Source organism: Umezawaea tangerina, from assembly GCF_003002815.1.
In the GTDB taxonomy this organism is placed as follows: domain Bacteria; phylum Actinomycetota; class Actinomycetes; order Mycobacteriales; family Pseudonocardiaceae; genus Umezawaea; species Umezawaea tangerina.
The window spans coordinates 205950-224828 of record NZ_PVTF01000008.1; the positions used below are offsets into that span (position 1 = coordinate 205950).

General features: G+C 72.7%; 15 protein-coding genes. 11 read left to right on the plus strand and 4 right to left on the minus strand.

From position 1 onward, the window contains the following. Positions 1-125 precede the first annotated feature (125 nt). Complete coding sequence (locus CLV43_RS26445; protein WP_106190079.1) at positions 126-299, minus strand: CsbD family protein; 174 nt, start codon at positions 297-299, stop codon at positions 126-128. A 115-nt stretch (positions 300-414) separates the two neighbouring features. Here CLV43_RS26445 and CLV43_RS26450 point away from each other — a divergent pair, with 115 nt between their 5' ends. After that, entirely contained in the window at positions 415-1869 is a 1455-nt protein-coding gene (locus CLV43_RS26450; RefSeq protein ID WP_245887021.1) for an FAD-dependent oxidoreductase, read from the plus strand. Between the two features lie 199 nt (positions 1870-2068). Further along, positions 2069-2791 carry a hypothetical protein gene (locus CLV43_RS26455; RefSeq protein WP_146174904.1) on the plus strand — a complete coding sequence of 241 codons (723 nt, stop codon included), beginning with the start codon at positions 2069-2071 and terminating at the stop codon, positions 2789-2791. A 24-nt stretch (positions 2792-2815) separates the two neighbouring features. Here the strand turns inward: CLV43_RS26455 and CLV43_RS26460 are convergent, their stop codons facing one another. After that, positions 2816-3943 (minus strand): S1 family peptidase, encoded by a 1128-nt coding sequence (locus tag CLV43_RS26460; protein ID WP_106190084.1) that lies wholly within the window; start codon positions 3941-3943, stop codon positions 2816-2818. 524 nt (positions 3944-4467) lie between these two features. Here CLV43_RS26460 and CLV43_RS26465 point away from each other — a divergent pair. From CLV43_RS26465 to CLV43_RS26475, 3 genes are read left to right on the plus strand one after another with little or no spacing between them, the layout of a single operon-like run. Then, positions 4468-4920 (plus strand): SRPBCC family protein, encoded by a 453-nt coding sequence (locus tag CLV43_RS26465; RefSeq protein ID WP_106190085.1) that lies wholly within the window; start codon positions 4468-4470, stop codon positions 4918-4920. Between the two features lie 36 nt (positions 4921-4956). Then, positions 4957-5796 (plus strand): MEDS domain-containing protein, encoded by an 840-nt coding sequence (locus CLV43_RS26470; RefSeq protein WP_106190087.1) that lies wholly within the window; start codon positions 4957-4959, stop codon positions 5794-5796. After that, complete coding sequence (locus CLV43_RS26475) at positions 5793-6758, plus strand: sensor histidine kinase (protein WP_106190089.1); 966 nt, start codon at positions 5793-5795, stop codon at positions 6756-6758. Before CLV43_RS26470 ends, CLV43_RS26475 begins: the two co-directional genes overlap by 4 nt. 1 nt (position 6759) lies before the next feature. Here CLV43_RS26475 and CLV43_RS26480 read toward each other — a convergent pair whose 3' ends face one another. Next, on the minus strand, positions 6760-7500 hold the full coding sequence (locus CLV43_RS26480) for an SDR family NAD(P)-dependent oxidoreductase (protein ID WP_106190090.1): 741 nt from the start codon (positions 7498-7500) through the stop codon (positions 6760-6762). Positions 7501-7593: 93 nt separating this feature from the next. Here CLV43_RS26480 and CLV43_RS26485 point away from each other — a divergent pair, with 93 nt between their 5' ends. After that, positions 7594-8196, plus strand: a complete 603-nt coding sequence (locus CLV43_RS26485; protein WP_106190092.1) for a TetR/AcrR family transcriptional regulator — start codon at positions 7594-7596, stop codon at positions 8194-8196. Between the two features lie 19 nt (positions 8197-8215). On the opposite strand, the gene CLV43_RS26490 is transcribed toward CLV43_RS26485, so the two are convergent. Next, the gene (locus tag CLV43_RS26490) at positions 8216-8722 is read right to left on the minus strand and encodes a pyridoxamine 5'-phosphate oxidase family protein (protein ID WP_106190094.1); all 507 of its coding nucleotides are present in this window, start codon (positions 8720-8722) and stop codon (positions 8216-8218) included. 201 nt (positions 8723-8923) lie between these two features. Here CLV43_RS26490 and CLV43_RS26495 point away from each other — a divergent pair, with 201 nt between their 5' ends. The 5 genes from CLV43_RS26495 (at position 8924) to CLV43_RS26515 (ending at position 18838) form a co-directional block, all read left to right on the plus strand. Further along, positions 8924-10267 carry a serine hydrolase domain-containing protein gene (locus CLV43_RS26495; RefSeq protein WP_106190095.1) on the plus strand — a complete coding sequence of 448 codons (1344 nt, stop codon included), beginning with the start codon at positions 8924-8926 and terminating at the stop codon, positions 10265-10267. A gap of 297 nt (positions 10268-10564) precedes the next feature. Further along, the gene (locus tag CLV43_RS26500; protein ID WP_211304564.1) at positions 10565-11620 is read left to right on the plus strand and encodes a dipeptidase; all 1056 of its coding nucleotides are present in this window, start codon (positions 10565-10567) and stop codon (positions 11618-11620) included. Between the two features lie 48 nt (positions 11621-11668). Further along, complete coding sequence (locus CLV43_RS26505; protein ID WP_106190097.1) at positions 11669-12253, plus strand: hypothetical protein; 585 nt, start codon at positions 11669-11671, stop codon at positions 12251-12253. A 44-nt stretch (positions 12254-12297) separates the two neighbouring features. Beyond that, positions 12298-12945 carry a TetR/AcrR family transcriptional regulator gene (locus CLV43_RS26510; RefSeq protein ID WP_106190098.1) on the plus strand — a complete coding sequence of 216 codons (648 nt, stop codon included), beginning with the start codon at positions 12298-12300 and terminating at the stop codon, positions 12943-12945. A gap of 412 nt (positions 12946-13357) precedes the next feature. Beyond that, positions 13358-18838 (plus strand): ATP-binding protein, encoded by a 5481-nt coding sequence (locus CLV43_RS26515; protein ID WP_106190100.1) that lies wholly within the window; start codon positions 13358-13360, stop codon positions 18836-18838. The last annotated feature ends 41 nt before the right edge of the window (positions 18839-18879 follow it).

Consider the following 18879-nt stretch of genomic DNA (forward strand, 5'->3'; position numbering starts at 1 on the left):
GTAGCACTTCGACCGAGGCGTTCTCACGGATGGCGTAACGGGCCACTCGGACGTGGAAGATCCCGGACGTGGAGAAGACCCGTGCTCACTGTTGAACACGGGTCCTCGTGGTGGGAGTGCGGCAGTCAGCTCTTGAAGACGTCCTTGACCTTCTCGGCCGCCTGCTTGAGGTTGCCCTTGGCCTGGTCGCCGTGACCCTCGGCCTCCAGCTCCTGGTCGTCGGTCGCGCGACCGACGGTCTCCTTCGCCTTGCCCTTGAGTTCGTCCGCCTTGGCATCGATCTTGTCGTCAGTACCCATGGCCGGTGGATGCCCTGGTCCCCACGACCCCAAACCGGGAGTGCCCAGCGGGTTTTCGGGTACCCGGCCGGACGTGGACACCACAGCGGCACGGGAATCCCTTTGGCTCGAAGCGATGCCGGCGACGGCACGCCCGTCCTTGCGCGGCGCGCGGGCGTTCGACGTGGCGGTGGTCGGCGGCGGGATCGCCGGGCTCACGACCGCGCTCCTGCTCAAGCGGCAAGGACTGGCGGTGGCCGTGGTGGAGGCCGACCGGGTGGGCGGCGGGGCCTCGGGCAACAACACCGCCAAGGTCACCGCGCTCCAGTCCACTGTGTACTCGAAGATCGTCGCCAGGCACGACACCGCTGTCGCCCGCACCTACGCCCAGGCGAGCGCCGCGGGCGTCGAGCTGGTCGCCGACCTCGTCCGGGAGCTGGGCATCGACTGCGGTTTCCGGCGCGCGCCCGCGTTCACCTACGCCTACCGGGCGGACGAGGTGGACGCCGTCGAGGACGAGCTGGCGGCCACCCGCGCGGCGGGCCTGCCGGTCACCGCGGACGCGGGCCTGGACGTCCCGTTCACCGTCCACGCCGCCGTGCGGCTCGACGACCAGGTCGCGCTGCACCCGCTGCGCTACGTCCTCGGCCTGGCCGACGCGGTCGACGGCGACGGGTCGGCGGTGTTCGAGCACAGCCGCGTGGAACGCCTGCACGACGGCGACCCGTGCCGCGTGCACACCGCCGACGGCGTGGTGTCCGCGAACCGGGTCGTGGTCGCCACGCACTACCCGGTGTTCGACCGCGGCCTGTACTTCGCCCGCTTGGAGGCGACCCGCTCCTACGGCATCGCCGTGACCCTCGCCTCCGGCGAGCCGCCGACCGGGCTCGCGATCAGCGCGGGCTCGCCGTCGTGGTCGCTCAGCTCCTACGACGGCAAGCTGGTCGTCTGCGGCCGGGCGCACCCGGCGGGCGACCGCCCCGACCACCCGTACGAGGAGCTCGAGGCGTTCGCGCGCGAGCACTGGGACGTGGAGCGCGTCGCGAACCGCTGGTCGGCGCAGGACCCCAGCGCCTACGACCAGCTGCCCATGATCGGCGCCTACCTGCCCGGCTCGGACCGGCTCCAGGTGGCGACCGGGTTCATGAAGTGGGGACTGGCCACCGGCACGTTCGCCGCCCGGATCCTGGCCGACGCGGTCGCGGGGGAGGAGAACCCGTGGGCCTCGACGTTCAGCCCGCACCGGCTGTCGCTCAAGTCGCTGCCCGACCTGCTGAAGATGAACGCCTCCACCGGCCTCGACCTGGTCGGCGAGCGGATCAGGCCCGCCGACGCCTCATCGAGCGAGCACCTGCCCGCCGGGCAGGCCCACGTCGTGCGCGACGGGCTGGGCAAGATGGGCGTCTACCGCGACCACGACGGCGGGCTGCACGGCGTGTCGATGCGCTGCACCCACCTCGGCTGCCTGGTGGCGTTCAACGACGCCGAGGCCAGCTGGGACTGCCCGTGCCACGGGTCCCGCTTCGACGTCGACGGCAACGTCCTGGAGGGCCCGGCGACCAAACCGCTGCCGCGCCGCGCACCCAAGTAGCGTCCACGGTGGACTCAGAGCCTGGGCGTTCCCTCCACCGGTGAGCCGACGCGGGTCGTCCGCGGCGGATCGGGACGGGCTGCGGACTCGTGGAAGGCCGAGGCCGCGTCGCGGGCAGGACCACCGGATCCCGTCGCCGCGGGCGTGTGCCACAGTGATCCCCGGCTGTCGGCGAGGGGGCGATGTGGCGGGACCTGCCGTGGTGAGACTGGCGCCGTTGCCGCCGCCGTTCGCCGGGCCCTGCCCGCAGATCCGACGCGCCTGGCGCTACCTCGACGCGACCCACAAGAGCGTCAACGGGCTGCTGGACAGCTTCAACCAGGTCAGGGTCGCGGCGGGCACGGCTCGGGGCAGCAACCACGGCAGGCTGCGACGCGACGAGGTCGACCTGCTGCGCGCCGCACTGGTGTTCACCTCCAGCGGGCTGGACGCGTGCTGCCAGCAGCTCGTGCGCGACGCGCTGCCGACCCTGATCGACCGCGGCGGCACGGCCGAGCTCAAGTTCGTCGCCTACCTCAAGGACCAGCTGCACGAGCCGAAGCCGCCGGAGGGCCTGCTCGACGCGGTCACCGCGATGCACCCGCGCGAGCAGCTCGTCAAGCGGTACATCGAGGCCAAGACCAGGGCCAGCTTCCAGGGCAGCCGCGACCTCAAGGACCGGGTGCGCGACCTGCTCGGCATCTCCAACAAGGCGCTGCCGACCAGTCGGTTCACCGCGTTGAACGGGTTCTTCGTGGCGCGCAACGACATCGTGCACCAGCTGGACTACGTGAACCCGCGGTCCACGAGCATGAAGCGCCACCCGCGGACCGCCGCGGACGTGACCAGGGAGTGCAACGCGGTGCTGGCGCTGGTGGCGGACACCATCCTCGCCTGCGCGGGCCTGCTGAGGGGCCGACCGGGGACCGCCCCGCGGGAGTGACCCGCGGGGCGACCCCGTCGTCGGTTACGCGGTGAGCAGGCTCAGGCCGTAGACCCTGAGGATCTCGTTCACCGGCTGGAACCACGTGCGCCCACCGGCGCTGCAGTTGCCGTAGCCGCCGGAGGTGACGCCCTGGGCCTGGTCACCGGTGATGAACGAGCCACCGGAGTCGCCGCCCTCGGCGCACACGCTGGTGCCGACCATCTCGTAGACCGCGCCCTGCGCGTAGTTGACGGTCTCGTTGCGGCCCTGGATCACGCCGCAGTGCCAGTGCGTGGTCGACCCGGAGCGGCACACCGAGGTGCCGACCGGGGCCTCCCAGGAGCCGCGGACGAGGGCGTCGCTGACGGTGCCCCAGCCCAGCACGACGGGCACGTTCCACCAGCCGCCGCCGGTGCGGACGAACGCGTAGTCGTTGCCGGGGAAGGACGAGCCCGCGAAGTTGCCCTGGTAGGAGCGGTCCCAGCCGTACGCGACGCCGTCACCGGCGGCGCAGTGGCCCGCCGTGACGTAGCCGCCCGCGACCGAGAAGCCGATCGAGCAGCGGTACGGACCCACGTAGTACGGGTCGCCGCCGACCGTGCCCGCCGCGAACGTCTGCGGGGCCTTGACGTCCTTGGTGTTCACCGTGACGGGACCGGCCGCGCGGGCCTTGTCCAGGAACGCGCTGACGTCGGCGCCCTCCTGGACGTCGACCACGACGCTGTTCGTGCGCGGGTCGACGCGCCAGGCGCTCACGCCGGACGGGACGGACCCGGCCTTGGACAGGGCGTCGAGCTGCCGGCGGGTCGAGTCGAGCTTGGCCATCGTGTGGGTGGCCGCGGTCGTCTCGGCACCGGTCGAGCGCACCGCCGAGGCCTTCGACGAGTCGGTCAGCGCGACGACGAGCTTGCCCTTGTCGGCGTCGTACCAGGTGCCGGCGAACGCCTCGCCCGCGGCTTCCTCGGCCTTGGGGGCGGCCTTCGTCGCGACCGACTCGTGAGCGAGCCTGGTCCGGGCCTGCTGGTCGGTCAGACCGAGGTCCTGCTTCATGGCGGCGACCATGTCCGGTGCGACCGAGGGGGCGGCGAGGGTGGTGGGCGTGAGGCCCACCGACGCTCCCACGGCGAGCAGCGCGGTGAGACCCAGTCGGGTCAACGCACGTTGGCGCATGGATGTTCTCCGTTCGTCTGTGCACAGGGAATCGCGGTGACGAGGGCTTGGGGGCTCGGCACCGCGGAGTCGGGCGCAGCTCCGCCGCAGGAGGGTGGAGCTCAGTGCGGTCGACCGTCGTTCGGGCGCGACGGCCTCCCACCACGGGTTAGGGATGAGAGCGCTTCCATACAACGAGCGTCCCGCTCCCCGGCAACCCGGCATACCCGACCCGGCCACTGTCCCAACGGCGGGCCCCGCGGTCAATCCGTCGGCGCACATAACCTTCCGGTATGTCTCGCGGCTGTCCACTTCCGCCCTCGCCACCGCGGAGCGGACTGCCGGTCGGACGAGTGGAACCGGGCCGATCGGGGTAACCGGGGCCTGGTCGGCCACGACGTCGTGCCCGGCCGGTGGACCTTCCAGGCCGTGGGTGGCACCCGGCACGTGGCCGAAGCCGAGATGGAGGAGCGCGACACCACCCCCGGCCCGCCGGGGCAGCGGCTCGACCCGACCGTCCAGAACCGAGAACCAGAGGAGCGCAAGTGGTCAACGTGGAACGGACCTTCACCGTGGCGAGGCCCGTGGAGGTCGTCGTCGACTACCTCAAGGACTTCGGCAACGCCGAGCAGTGGGACCCCGGCACGGTGAGCTGCACCCGCGTCGACACCGGACCGATCGGGGTCGGGTCGCAGTGGCACAACGTGTCGGAGTTCAAGGGCAAGGAGACCAGGCTGTCCTACCGCCTGGAGCGGCTGGAGGACCGGCGGTTGACGTTCGTGGGCGACAACAAGACCGCGACCTCGACCGACGACATCACCCTGCTCCCGGTCGAGGGCGGCACGCAGGTGACCTACCACGCGCACATCGTGTTCCACGGTCTGGCCAAGGTCGCCGACCCGTTCCTGAAGTCCGAGTTCGAGATGCTCGGCGACGCGACCGCGAAGACCATGACGGAGGCCATCGCGGCCCTGCCGACCTCGACCGGTCCCGCCTGACGCACCCCGGACGTGCCTCGCGGGTAAAATGGCGGCATGCGAAGAGCGGGGGTGGTCGACAGCGCTCGTGGGTTGGGTCCCCACGACCACGTGTGCTGGTCCTACGACGACCCCGCCGAGTTCGTCGCCCGCAGCGTCGAGTTCCTCGCCGAAGGGCTGGAGCTCGGCCAGCGCGTCTGCTACGTGGGGGCCGGGTCGGTCGAAGGCCTGATCGGTGACCTGGCCGGACTGCCCGGTGGGGGCGAGGCGCTGCGGGACGGGTCGCTCCAGGTCATGAGCCTGGACGAGCGGTACCGGACGACCGAGGCGGTGGTCCCCGCGCAGCAGGTCCGCGCGTACGCCGAGGCGACGGAGGCCGCGCTGGCCGACGGGTTCGGTGGGCTGCGGGTCGCCGCCGACGTCACGGCGCTCGTGCGGTCCGCCGCGCAGCTCGACGCGTTCTGCGCCTACGAACCCCTGGTCAACCGGTACACCGCCACGCGGCCCTACAGCGCGCTGTGCGGGTACGACCGGCGCGAGCTGGGCGCGGACGTGATCGCCGAGCTCGCCTGCCTGCACCCGGTGGCGAGCGCGGGTGCCAGCCCGTTCTGGCTCTACGCCGAGTCGGACGACTCGATGGTGCTGGGCGGCGAGCTCGACTTCCGCGGACGCGAGCTGCTGCCCGCCGCGCTCGGGCGGACCCGACCGCGGCCGGGCGGCGACCTCGTGGTGGACGTGGCCGACCTGACGTTCACCGACCACCACGGGCTGTTCACCTTGTCCGACTTCGCCCGGCGCGACGGCGGGTCGTTGACGCTGCGCGGGCTGCGGTCCGGGCCCGCCAGGCTGCTGGGGCTGCTGGGCATCGCGGACGTGAGGGTGGAGGCCCGCCGATGAGGACGGGGCCCGCGCACGGGCACGTGGGGTACTTCCACGAGACGGCCTTCTACGGCTCCGACGAGGAGTTCGTGTCGTTCGCGGGGCCGTTCGTGCGCGACGGGCTGGAAGCCGGGGAACCGACGGTCGTGTCGTGCGCGGACGCCAACGAGAAGCTGGTCCGCGAAGCCGTCGGGGACGTCTCCGGGGTCACGTTCCTGCCCGCCGCCGACCAGTACTCCAGGCCCACCAACGCCATCAAGAGGTTCCGCGACGAGTTCACCTCGCTCGCGCGGACCGGTGCCCCGCAGATCAGGGTGATCGGCGACGTCCCGCACCCCGGCACGGGCGCCCCCTGGGACTGGTGGGCGCGCTACGAGGCCGCGGTCAACCACGCCTTCGACGAGTTCCAGCTCTGGGGCCTGTGCCCCTACGACACGCGCACGACGCCCGCCGAGGTGCTCGCCGACGTCGAGCGCACCCACCCGGTGATCGCCTCCGCCGACGGGGCGCACGTGCGCAACGCGCGGTTCGAACGGCCGGAGGAGTTCTTCGTGCGGCGCGGCCGGGCGCGGCCCGACGTCCTGGAGTCGAGGTCGCCGTCGCTGCTGCTGGTGGATCCCACGCCCGCCGCGGTGCGCCGCGCGGTCCGCGACGCCGCCGCGGCCACGTCGGTGGCGGAGGCCGAGGTGGACGACCTGGTGTTCGCGGCCAGCGAGGCCGTCACCAACGGGCTCACCCACGGTCGCGGACCCGTCCGGTTCCGGTTGTGGTCGGACGACCAGCACCTGGTGCTGACGGTCACCGACCAGGGCGACGGGCCCGCGGACCCGCTGGTGGGGCTGGTGCCCACGACGAAGACCGCCACGGCCGGGCTGGGGCTGTGGCTGACCTACCACACGTGCAGCTACGTGACGCTCGACCGGCACGACGAGGGGTTCACCGTGCGGGTCGTGGGCGGCACCCCGCGGCTGGTGGACTGACTCACGCGTTCACCCCGCCGTCGACCGTGACGGCGGTGCCGGTGATGTGGCGTCCGCCGGGACCGGCCAGGAAGGCGACCACCTCGGCGACGTCGGCGGGATCGCCGAAGCGGCCCAGCGGGGTGCGGGCGACGGAGGCGGCCGCGCGCGGGCCGTCGGCCGGGTTGGCGTCGGTGTCGGTCGGACCGGGTTGGACGAGGACCGCGGTGATGCCGCGGGGGCCCAGGTCGTGGGCCAGGCCCTTGGTCATGCCGGACAGCGCGGACTTGCTGGTGGCGTAGAGGGTCCCGCCGGGGCGGGGGACGCGGTCGGCGGCGTTGCTGCCGATGGTGATGATCCGGCCGCCGTCGGGCAGGTGCTCCAGCGCCGCCCGGATCGCGATCAGCACGGCGCGCACGTTGACGGCGAGCGTGCGGTCGACGTCCTCGACGGTCAGCTCGTCGAGCTGACCGAAGGCGACGATGCCCGCGTTGTTGACCAGCACGTCCAGGCCGCCCAAAGTCTCGACGGCCGTGGTGACGGCTGCGGTGACGGCGGCGGGGTCCTCGTTGTCCGCCCGGATCGCGACGGCCCGGCGGCCGAGCTCCTCGATCCGCCCGACGACGTCGGCGGCCTGCCGTTCGGAGGAGACGTAGGTAAGGGCCACGTCGGCGCCGTCCTGTGCGAGCCGCAGGGCGATGGCCGCGCCGATGCCGCGGCTGGCGCCCGTCACGAGCGCGGTCCTGCCGTCGAGTGGGAGCACGACACCTCAATTCTGTAGTGGTTGGCACAGAATCGTGGTGGGTACAGTCGCGTGTCAACGACTTCTGTGTCGATCGGCAGAGAAAGGTGGGCCATGTCACCGCGAGGGCGTCCGCGCGCGTTCGACCGCGATGCCGCGCTGGAGCGGGCGATGCGGCTGTTCTGGGAACGCGGGTACGAAGGCGCGTCGATGGCGGAGCTGACGGCCGTGATGGAGATCGGCTCACCGAGCCTGTACGCGGCGTTCGGGAGCAAGGAGGCGCTGTTCCGCGAGGCGGTCGAGCTCTACCGGGGCACGGCCGGGAGCCTCACCGGGCGGGCGCTGGCCTCCGGCGGGACGGCACGGGAGGCGGTGGAGAGGGCGTTGCGGGACAACGCGGCGTCCTACGCCGAGCACGGGCACCCCAAGGGGTGCCTGGTGGTGCTGGCGGCGTTCAACTGCTCGAACCAGGCGGTCCGCGACCACCTCGCCGACGCCCGGCGACAGGGGCGCGACCAGATCCGGCAGCGGTTGCTGCGGGGAGTGGCGGAAGGCGACGTGCCCGCCGGGGTCGACGTGGACGGGCTGGCGACGTTCTACACGGCCGTGCTGAGCAGCCTGTCGCTGGAGGCGCGCGACGGGGCCACGGCGCGGGAGCTGGGGGCCGTGGTCGACGGGGCGATGGCCGCCTGGCCTGAGCGCACCCCCGCGCCGTGACGCGGGGGTGCGGCCGTGCCTACAGCTCGACCGCGCCGTGGTCGCCGCCGTCGTAGCGCTCGCCGCTGATCTTCGACTTCGCGAAGCTCAACACCGACGCGATCCGCCCACCGGGGGTGTCCCAGTACTCGGCGGACCGCGCGGTCACCTTGACCAGCACCACGTTGGGGTCCTGCGGCCCCTGCGGCAGCCACGCCTCGACCCACCCGTTCCACAGCTCGCGGGTCTTCGCGGGGTCGTCGACCAGCTCCGCGGTGCCGTAGATCGAGATCCAGGTGTCCTTCGACGTCAACGTCACCCCGACCTCGGGCACCGCCGCGATGTGCGCGACCTTCCGCGAGTCCCGCTCGGCGAAGAACCACAGGTCGCCGTCGAACTCCACTTCCTGCTGCGCCATCGGCCGACTGATCAACCTGCCGGTCTCGTCCACGGTCGTCAACATGCCCACCCGGATGTCCGAAGCCAGCCCGGCCAGCTTCCGCACCTCCTCGGCATGCGCCTCGCCACCGGTCGTTGCCTTCGTCATGCACTCTCCTCTTGTCGCGAACTCGAACACCCCAGGGGTTCCCCGTCTTGGGCGTTCGCACGCATCGGAGGGCACGTCGGCGTGAAATCCCTCCTCACGACCAGCCCGCACTTGTCGGGGTAGGCCTGTGCTTTTGGCCGACCCGATCTTCCCCATCGCCGGCACCCTGGAGGTGATGATCTCTACGGGGGGAGAGTGCGGATGAGGTTCGACGTCGCGCGGTGGCAGGGGCGGTTGGACGAGGAGGCGCGGCGGCGGCGGGTGCCGGGGGCGTCGTTGGCGGTGCTGGTCGACGGGCAGGTGCACGAGGTGGCGACGGGGGTGTTGCACCGGGGGACGGGGGTGGCCGTGACGGCCGACTCGGTGTTCCAGGTGGGGTCGATCAGCAAGGTGTACACGGCGACGCTGGTGATGCAGCTGGTGGAGGCGGGTGAGCTGGAGCTGGACGCGACCGTGCTCTCGGTGCTGCCGGAGTTCGCGGTGGCGGACGCGGAGGCGACGAAGTCGGTGACGGTGCGGCAGCTGCTGACGCACACGAGCGGGATCGACGGGGACTTCTTCCACGACACCGGGCGCGGGGACGACTGCGTGGCGCGGTACGTGGAGGCGTGCGCGGGGCTGGGGCAGAACCACCCGCCGGGGGCGACGTTGTCCTACTGCAACAGCGGGTTCAAGATCCTGGGGCGGATCGTGGAGGTGCTGACCGGGCGGGTGTGGGACGAGGTGCTGCGGGAGCGGATCGTGGAGCCGCTCGGGCTCACCCGCACGATGACGCTGCCCGAGGAGGTGCTGCGGTTCCGGGCGGCGATGGGGCACGTGGGAGAGCCCGGCGAGGACCCCCAGCCCGCGCCGGTGTGGAGCCTGCCGCGGTCGATCGGGCCCGCGGGCGGGATCTGCGCGACGGCGGCGGACGTGGTGCGGTTCGCGAAGGCGCACCTCGACGGCGGGGCCGGGATCCTGGGGGCCGGGGTGGTCGAGGCGATGCGGCGGCCGGAGGTCGAGGTGCCGAACCGGTGGCGGGCGGCGACGCACTGGGGGCTCGGCTGGGAGCTGTTCGACTGGCCCGGCGGCCCGGTGTTCGGGCACGGCGGCGCGACCATCGGGCAGTACGCGCACCTGTACGCGGTGCCGCACCGAGGGGTCGCGGTCGCGCTGCTGACCAACGGGGGCGCGGTGGGCGGGCTGTTCGAGACGGTGCTCGGCGAGCTGCTCGACGAGCTCGCGGACGTGCGGATGGCGCACTTCGAGCCACCCGCGGTGCCGCCGGTGGTGGACTACTCCGGGTACCTGGGCACCTACCGCAGCGCCGGGATGGACTTCGAGGTGACCGACCGGGACGGGCGGCCGCACATGCGGTACCGGTGGCTCGGGGAGACGGCGGACCTGCTGCCGCCGCACGAGCTGGACCTCGTGCCGGTGACGGACACCCTCTTCGCCGGCCGCCTGCACGAAGAGGAGCAGTGGCTGCCGCTGGTGTTCTACACGCCGGCGGGCGCCGGTCCGTACCTGCACTTCGCCATGAGGGCGGTGCCGAAGGTCGGCTGAACGCCGTCCGGCACCCCTGACCACCTGTCGGCCCGCACCCGACCAGGTGATCGTGGCGACGGTCGACGCGCGGCGGAGGCATCATCGTGGACCCACCCGCGGTCGACGGCCGCGGGTGACGGGAGCGTGAACGACTCCAGGTCGCGCCGCGTGCGGCGCCCGGTGGACGGCACACCGCGAGCCCCCACCCGCCGGGGGAGATCAACACGGGCGATGTCCGCCATTCGTGTCATGCCGGGTCTTGCCACACCCGCGAGGATCAGGCGGTACACCCTCCCGGCGGGACAGGGGAAGCCGATGGACCCGATGGCCCTGCACCTCGACGCGGTCGTGGCGGACGCCCACAACGACCTCCTGATGCTGGTGGCGCGCCGCCCCCGCGCCGTCTGGGTCGACTACTTCCGCGAGCACTGGTACCCGCAGCTGCGCGAGGGCGGGGTGGACCTGCAGGTGCTGCCGGTGTTCGTCGACGAGGAGTTCCGCCCGGAGGGCGCCTGGCGGGCGACGCTGCGGATGGTCGAGGCCGCCCACCGGATCGCCGAGGGCAACGCCGACGTCGTCGCGCTGTGCCGGACGGGCCCGGAGATCGACCGCGCGCTCGCGTCCGGACGGCTGGCGCTCGTGCTCGCGCTGGAGGGCTGCCCGCAGGTCGACGACGACCTGGAGCTGCTGAACACGTTGGCGCGCCTGGGGATCCGGGCGGTGTCGTTCACCCACTTCGGACGCTCCATGCTCGCCGACGGGTCGGCGGAGAACGCCGCGGGCAGCAGGCTCACCCGCGCGGGCGTCGAGGCGGTCGGGCTGCTGGAGTCGCTGGACGTGCTGGTCGACGTCTCGCACCTGGGCCGCGGCGGGGTCGGGCACGTGCTGGAGCTGGCCACCCGCCCGGTGGTCGCGACGCACTCGTCGGCCGACGCGCTGCGCCACCACCACCGCAACCTCACCGACGACCAGCTGCGCGGCATCGCGGCCACCGGCGGCGTGGTGTGCGTGAACTTCTTCGCCGGGTTCCTCACCGAGGAGAAGCCGACCGTCGACCACCTGGCCGACCACATCGCCCACGTCGCGGAGGTCGCGGGGGAGGACCACGTCGGGCTGGGCAGCGACTTCGTGGCGGAGGTCGTCGACGAGAAGGTCCCGGCCTGCGACCGGCCGCTGACCGTCGAGGGGGTCGACGCGGAGGTGCTGATCCCCGGCCTCGAAGGGCCCGCCGGGATGCCGATGATCACCGAGGCGCTGGTGCGCCGGGGCTTCACCGAACCGGTGGTGCGCAAGGTGCTCGGCGGCAACCTGCTCCGCGTGCTCGGCGGAGGTCCCCGGCAGTCGCAGGGGTACCACTCCGGGGTGGAGTAGGGGATTTGCCCCGACCCGGCGGCATCCGCCGCGTGCCAGGGTTTTCCCATGAAGTCCGCCGGTCTCCTCGCCCTGCCAGTGTGTTTCGCCGCCTACGGGGTCATCCGGTGGGTGGGCCGGATGGACGGCCGCTACGGGCCCGGACCCGACTGGCAGGCCGCGCACCTGGTGAACCTGGTGGGGCTGCTGCTGTTCGTCCCCGCACTGGTCGCGCTGCGGCGGTCCCTGCCGCGCACGCGGGGCGTCGACGCGGCGGTCGTCGTGACGCTCGTCGGGGTCGCGGCCACCGTGGTCCAGTTCGCCGTCGACGTCGTCGCGGGGCTGCTCGCCGCCGACAAGGCGGGCATGAACGAGATCTCCGGCCGGTTCGGCGACCTCCCCGGCGCGCACCTGGTCTTCCACGTCGTGGGCCCGCCGCTGCTGCACGTGGGCCTGCTGGCGTTGACCCTGGTCCTGCGGCTGCCCTGGTGGAGCCCGGCGCTGGTCCTGGTCGGCTCCGGCCTCGCGATCGTCTCGCTGGACCTGATCCCGCTCGCCGGCGCCTGCCTGCTCGTCGCGATGCTCCCGCTCGCCCGGATGACGCGCGGGGAGGTCCGCACGCCCCGGCACGCCCGGCGCGTCGCGGTCGACTGAGGAAGTACACCCGCTGTCGTTTTCCGCGTCGCTATGCTCGGCCGATGACCGGCAACGGCGCTGACCCCGCTCGGCCCGGCCTGCGCGAGCGCAAGAAGCTGATGACCAGGCAGGCGATCCTCGACGTGGCCGCGGGGATGTTCGCCGAGCGCGGCTACGACAACGTGACGGTGGCGGAGATCGCCGACGCGGTGAACGTGTCCGCGAAGACCGTCTTCGTCTACTTCCCGACCAAGGACGACCTCGTCTTCCACGGCGAGGACGAGGTGCGCGACCGGATGGTGGCGACGATCCGGGACCGCCCGTCCGGGCAGACCCCGCTGGACGCGATGGGCCGGTGGATCCGCGAGGAGCTGTCGGGCCCCAAAGCGGTCGACGGGCTCGAACGGCTGCGCGCCACGGTCGGCGACAGCGTCGTGCTGAGGTCGCGGATGCGGCTGATGTGGGAGCGCTTCGAGGACGCGGTGGCCGACCTGCTGGCCGAGGAGACCGGGGCCGACCGGCACGCGCCCGAGCCGAGGGTGGTCGCCGCGCAGCTGGTGCTGGTCTACCGGCTGCTCGCCTCCGAGGAGGTGCTGGGCCACCTGCGGTCGCGGCCGAGGGCCAGGCGGCGCGCGGCCTTCGCCGAGTGGCTCGACGTCTCACTGCGGTTGGCGGGAGCCGGCATCGGCGACTACGCCCGGCGCCCCTAGGACCGGCGTCGCCGTCGGCCGCGCGGTGGGCCGTTGACCGGGGCGTTCGGGAACCCGCAGGCACGCGGGCGGGTGGGTCGCACCCGTGTCCGTGTGTCGCCCGTGTGAACGGTCCTTTGTCGCAGTCCGACAAACCGGTCGATACCCCAGGCCCGTCCGGGGAGGTCGGCCACACACCGGGTTCACACGCCGTCCCGGCACGGGGTCCAGATCACACCGGGCGGGCTCTAGGGGGGTGCCGAAGGGGCTCGCTAGGGGTTGTCGGGGCCCTGTCTTTTGGCAGATCCTTACAACGCAGGGCACCTGACACGCGTTGCGATCGCCATACCTGTACTAGTAGGCAGCCGAGAGGGTGTACTCCCGTTGCGACGGCGACGGCCGTCCAGTTCGTTGTCTCCGAAAGGCCCGTTCAGTGTTCAGTCGTGTTGCCATCGTCAACCGTGGGGAAGCCGCCATGCGGCTCATCCACGCCGTTCGGGACCTATCCGCGGAGTTGGGGACACGGATCGAGACCGTCGCCCTGTACACCGACTCCGATCGGACGGCCACCTTCGTTCGGGAGGCCGACCTCGCCTACGACCTGGGCCTGGCGGCCGATCGCCCCTACCTCGACTACGCCGTGCTCAAGCGCGCGCTGGTCGACACCGGCGCCGACGCGGCCTGGGTGGGCTGGGGCTTCGTCGCCGAGCACCCCGAGTTCGCGGAGCTGTGCGCCGAGATCGGCGTGACCTTCGTCGGGCCCAGCGCCGAGGCCATGCGCAAGCTCGGTGACAAGATCGGCTCGAAGCTGATCGCCGAGCAGGTGGGCGTGCCGGTGGCGCCGTGGAGCGGCGGCCCGGTCGACACGCTCGACGACGCCCTCAAGGCGGCGCAGGACATCGGCTACCCGCTGATGCTCAAGGCGACCGCCGGAGGTGGTGGCCGCGGCATCCGCATGGTCGCCTCCGAGGAGGAGCTGACCCAGGCCTACGACCTCACCCGCCAGGAGGCCGCCCGCGCCTTCGGCAGCGGCGTCGTGTTCCTGGAGCGCCTGGTCACGGGCGCGCGCCACGTCGAGGTGCAGGTGATCGCCGACGGGCAGGGCACCGCCTGGGCGCTGGGCGTGCGCGACTGCTCCGTGCAGCGGCGCAACCAGAAGATCATCGAGGAGTCCGCCTCCCCGGTGCTGGCGCCCTCGCAGGTCGCCGACCTGAAGGCCTCGGCCGAACGCCTCGTGCTCGCCGTGGGCTACCAGGGCGCGGGCACCGTCGAGTTCCTCTACCACCCCGGCGAGAAGCTGTTCGCGTTCCTGGAGGTCAACACCCGCCTTCAGGTCGAGCACCCGATCACCGAGATCACCACCGGGGTCGACCTGGTCAAGGCCCAGCTGCACGTCGCGTCCGGCGGCAAGCTCGAGGGCGACGCGCCCGCCGAGTGGGGCCACGCCGTGGAGGCCCGGCTCAACGCCGAGGACCCCGACCGCGACTTCGCGCCGTCGCCCGGCAGGATCGTCCGGCTGTCGCTGCCCAGCGGCCCCGGCGTCCGGGTCGACACCGGGTTCAGCGAGGGCGACACCATCCCCGGCGACTTCGACTCGATGATCGCCAAGATCATCGCCCACGGCCGCGACCGCACCGAGGCGCTGGCCCGGCTGCGCCGCGCCATGACCGAGACGACCGTCATCATCGCGGGCGGCGTGACGAACAAGGGCTTCGTCCGCGACCTGCTCGACGAGCCCGCGGTGGTCGACGGCTCCGCCGACACCGGCTGGATCGACCGGGTCCGCGCCCAGGGCGGCCTCGTCACGCACAAGAACTCCGCCGTCGCGCTGATCGCCGCGGCCATCGAGGCCTACGAGGACGAGGAGGTCGTGTCCCGGCAGCGCCTGCTGACCACCGCGCACGGCGGCCGTCCCCAGGCCCAGCACGAGACCGGCCGCGCGCTGGAGCTGAAGCTGCGCGAGGTCGGCTACCGCGTCCAGGTGTCCCGCGTCGGCCGCACCCGGTTCCGGGTCGGCGTGTCCGCGGGCGGCCCCGAGCACGCCGCCGATGTGGACGTCGAGCGCTTCGACAAGCACTCCGGCCAGCTCATCGTCAACGGCGTCCGCTTCCGGGTGGTGACCGGCACGCACGGTCCCGTCCACCAGGTCGAGGTCGACGGCGTCACGCACCGGATCAGCCGCGACGAGGGCGGCGTCGTCCGCTCGCCCGTCCCCGCGCTGGTGGTGGCCACGCCGTTGCAGGTCGGCGACGAGGTCGAGGCCGGCGCGCCGCTGCTGGTCGTGGAGAGCATGAAGATGGAGACGGTGCTGCGCGCGCCGTTCCGCGGCAGGCTCCGCGAGATCGCCGTGCAGGTCGGTAGCCAGGTCGAGGCGGGCGCGCGCCTGCTGCGCCTGGAGCCCGTGGGCGACGGTGACGAGGCCGCGAGCCCCGCGGCCGCCGCGCCCGCCGCCGCGCTGGAGCTGCCCGCCGAGGCGTCCGACGTCCCGGCGCGGACGCGCGCCGCCAACGGCCTGCAAGGCCTGCGGAGCATGCTGCTCGGCTACGACGTCGACCCCGCCGACGCCGGTCGCCTGCTCACCGAGTACCTCAAGGCCCGCGCCGAGCTGGCGTCGGCGGGCGAGCGCCCGCTGGTGGGCGAGAGCGGCCTCGTGCAGCTGTTCGCCGACCTGTGCGAGCTCAGCCGCAACCGGCCCGTCGGCGAGGAGTCGAAGCCCGACTCCTCGGTGCACAGCCCCCGCGAGTACTTCCACACCTACCTGCAGAGCCTCGACGCGGACCGCGCGGGCCTGTCCGACGGCTTCCGCCAGCGGCTCACGCAGGTGCTCGCGCACTACGGCGTGGACGGCCTCGAGCGCACGCCCGAGCTGGAGGACGCGGTCTTCCGCATCTTCCTCGCCCAGCAGCGCTCGTCCTCCGACGTCGGCGTGATCACCACCCTGCTGCGCCAGTGGCTGACCGAGGGCCCGCCCCCCGAGTCGGACCGGGTCACCGTCGGCCTCGCGCTGGAGCACCTGGTCGCCGCGACCCAGGTCCGCTTCCCCGCGGTGTCCGACCTGTCCCGCGGCGTGGTGTTCGGCTGGTTCGCCCAGCCGCTGCTGCGCCGCACCCGCGCCAAGGTCTACACCGCGGTGCGCAAGCACCTGCGCCACCTCGACGTGCACCCGGACGCCGCCGACCGCGCCGAGCGCATCTCGGCGATGGTCGCCAGCGCCGAACCGCTCGTCCGGCTGGTCGGCCAGCGCATCGGCCGCGACGGCGCGGACCCCGTGCCGCTGCTGGAGGTGCTGACCCGCCGCTACTACGGCAACCGGGCCCTGAGCGACATCCGGGTCGCCACGGTGGGCGGCTGCACGTTCGTCGTCGCCGACCACCGGTCCGCCGCGGGCACGGGCAAGGTCGTCACCACGGCCGTCGACTTCCCGGCGCTGCCGGAGGCCGTGCGCGCGCTCGGCGAGTTCGCGGGCGACGGCGAGCTGGTCGCCGACCTGTACCTGAACTGGGCCGACGGCCCCGCCGACATCGACGCCATGGCCGCGAAGCTGGGCGAGGTGCTCGCCGCGCAGCACCCGTCGGACCGGATCGGCCGGATCACCACGACCGTCGCGGGCAACAGCGGCGCCGTGATGCACCACCACTTCACCTTCCAGCCCTCGCCGGACGGCTTCACCGAGGAGCGCCTGCTGCGCGGTCTGCACCCGCGCATCGCCGAGCGCATGCAGCTGGAACGGCTGCGCGCGTTCGACCTCACCCGGCTGCCCTCGCCCGACGAGGAGGTCTACCTCTTCCGGGCGCAGGCCAAGCAGAACGCCTCCGACGAACGCCTCGTCGCGCTCGGCCAGGTCCGCGACCTGACCCCGCTGCGCGACGACGAGGGCAGGCTCGTCGCCCTGCCCGCGGCCGAGGACATCCTGGCCACCTGCCTCGACGCGATCCGCCGCGCGAAGAAGCCCGGCGCGAAGCGGTCGCCCACCAACCGCATCGTCATCTACGTGTGGCCGCCGGTCGACCTGAGCCCGGACGAGCTCAACGTGGTCGCCAAGCGCGTCATGCCGACGACCGCGGGCGCCGACCTCGAGGAGGTGCTGTTCCTCGGCAGGCGCCGCGACCCGGCGACCGGTGAGCTCGTCGACATCGCCGTCCGGATCGGCTACGACGTCGGCGCGGACGTCCGGCTGTCGGTGGTGCTGCCGCCGACCGAGCCGGTCGAGCCCCTGGACGACTACCGCCAGGAGGTGCTGCGGGCGCACAGCCGCGGCACGGTCTACCCGTACGAGCTGACCGGCATGCTCGCGGGCCCGTTCGGCACGTTCGTCGAGCACGACCTGGACGCGAACGGCAAGCTCGTCCCGACCGACCGCGCCCGCGGCGGCAACACCGCGGCGCTCGTCGCCGGTGTCGTCACCACGCCGACCTCGCGCCACCCGGAGGGCATGGCCCGCGTCGTGCTGCTGGGCGACCCGACGAAGGCGCTCGGCGCGCTGTCCGAGCCGGAGTGCCGCCGCGTCATCGCCGCGCTGGACCTGGCCGAGGAGATGCGGGTCCCGCTGGAGTGGTTCGCCCTGTCGGCCGGTGCTCGGATCTCGATGGACTCCGGCACCGAGAACATGGACTGGGTGGCGGCCGCGCTCAAGCGGATCGTGAACTTCACCCAGGACGGCGGCGAGATCAACATCGTCGTCGCGGGCATCAACGTCGGCGCCCAGCCGTACTGGAACGCCGAAGCCACGATGCTCATGCACACCAAGGGCATCCTGGTCATGACGCCGGACTCGGCGATGGTGCTGACCGGCAAGCAGTCGCTGGACTTCTCCGGCGGCGTCTCGGCCGAGGACAACCACGGCATCGGCGGCTACGACCGGATCATGGGGCCGAACGGCCAGGCGCAGTACTGGGCACCGGACCTGCGCTCGGCGCGCGAGGTGCTGATGTCGCACTACGACCACAGCTACGTCGCGCCCGGCGAGTCCGGCCCGCGCACCACGCCGACGACCGACCCGCTGGACCGCGACGTGTCCTCGTTCCCGCACGCCGTGGCGGACAGCGAGTTCACCACCGTGGGCCAGATCTTCTCCGCGCAGCACAACCCCGACCGCAAGAAGCCGTTCGACATCCGCACCGTGATGCGCGCGCTGTCCGACCAGGACCACCCGGTCCTGGAGCGCTGGGCGGGCATGGCGGACGCCGAGACCGCGGCCGTGCAGGACGTCCACCTCGGTGGCCGCCCGGTGTGCCTGGTGGGCATCGAGTCCCGCTCGGTGCCGCGCCGCGGCTTCCCGCCCACCGACGGCCCGGACACCTACACCGCGGGCACGCTGTTCCCCCGTTCGTCGAAGAAGGCGGCGCGGGCGATCAACGCGGCCAGCGGCAACCGGCCCGTGGTCGTGCTGGCGAACCTCTCCGGGTTCGACGGCTCGCCGGAGTCGATGCGCAAGCTCCAGCTGGAGTACGGCGCCGAGATCGGCCGCGCGGTGGTGAACTTCCAGGGCCCCATCGTGTTCTGCGTGATCTCGCGCTACCACGGTGGCGCGTTCGTGGTGTTCTCCAAGGCGCTCAACCCGAACATGACCGTGCTGGCCGTCGAGGGCTCGTTCGCCTCGGTGATCGGCGGCGCCCCCGCGGCGGCCGTGGTCTTCGCCCGCGACGTCGACAAGCGCACCGGCAACGACCCCCGCGTCCGCGAGGTCGAGGCCAAGCTGGCCGGGTCCACCGGCGGCGAGCGCGCCGCGCTCACCACCGAGCTGGCCGAGGTCCGCTCGTCGGTGCGGTCGGAGAAGCTCAGCGAGGTCGCCACCGAGTTCGACCGCGTGCACAGCGTCCAGCGCGCCGTGGACGTCGGCTCGGTCGACGCGATCATCAGCTGCGCCGAGCTGCGGCCGCGGATCATCGAGGCCATCGAGAAGGGCCTGGAGTAGTCACATGACCAGCGGAAGGGGTCGGGGGACTCGTTCCCCGG

Excerpts from the sequence above, each read along its gene's own strand:
- CLV43_RS26445 (WP_106190079.1), bottom strand. The coding sequence starts at position 299 with ATGGGTACTGACGACAAGATCGATGCCAAGGCGGACGAACTCAAGGGC.
- CLV43_RS26450 (WP_245887021.1), top strand. The coding sequence starts at position 415 with ATGCCGGCGACGGCACGCCCGTCCTTGCGCGGCGCGCGGGCGTTCGAC.
- CLV43_RS26460 (WP_106190084.1), bottom strand. The coding sequence starts at position 3,943 with ATGCGCCAACGTGCGTTGACCCGACTGGGTCTCACCGCGCTGCTCGCC.
- CLV43_RS26470 (WP_106190087.1), top strand. The coding sequence starts at position 4,957 with ATGCGAAGAGCGGGGGTGGTCGACAGCGCTCGTGGGTTGGGTCCCCAC.
- CLV43_RS26475 (WP_106190089.1), top strand. The coding sequence starts at position 5,793 with ATGAGGACGGGGCCCGCGCACGGGCACGTGGGGTACTTCCACGAGACG.
- CLV43_RS26485 (WP_106190092.1), top strand. The coding sequence starts at position 7,594 with ATGTCACCGCGAGGGCGTCCGCGCGCGTTCGACCGCGATGCCGCGCTG.
- CLV43_RS26490 (WP_106190094.1), bottom strand. The coding sequence starts at position 8,722 with ATGACGAAGGCAACGACCGGTGGCGAGGCGCATGCCGAGGAGGTGCGG.
- CLV43_RS26495 (WP_106190095.1), top strand. The coding sequence starts at position 8,924 with ATGAGGTTCGACGTCGCGCGGTGGCAGGGGCGGTTGGACGAGGAGGCG.
- CLV43_RS26500 (WP_211304564.1), top strand. The coding sequence starts at position 10,565 with ATGGACCCGATGGCCCTGCACCTCGACGCGGTCGTGGCGGACGCCCAC.
- CLV43_RS26505 (WP_106190097.1), top strand. The coding sequence starts at position 11,669 with ATGAAGTCCGCCGGTCTCCTCGCCCTGCCAGTGTGTTTCGCCGCCTAC.
- CLV43_RS26510 (WP_106190098.1), top strand. The coding sequence starts at position 12,298 with ATGACCGGCAACGGCGCTGACCCCGCTCGGCCCGGCCTGCGCGAGCGC.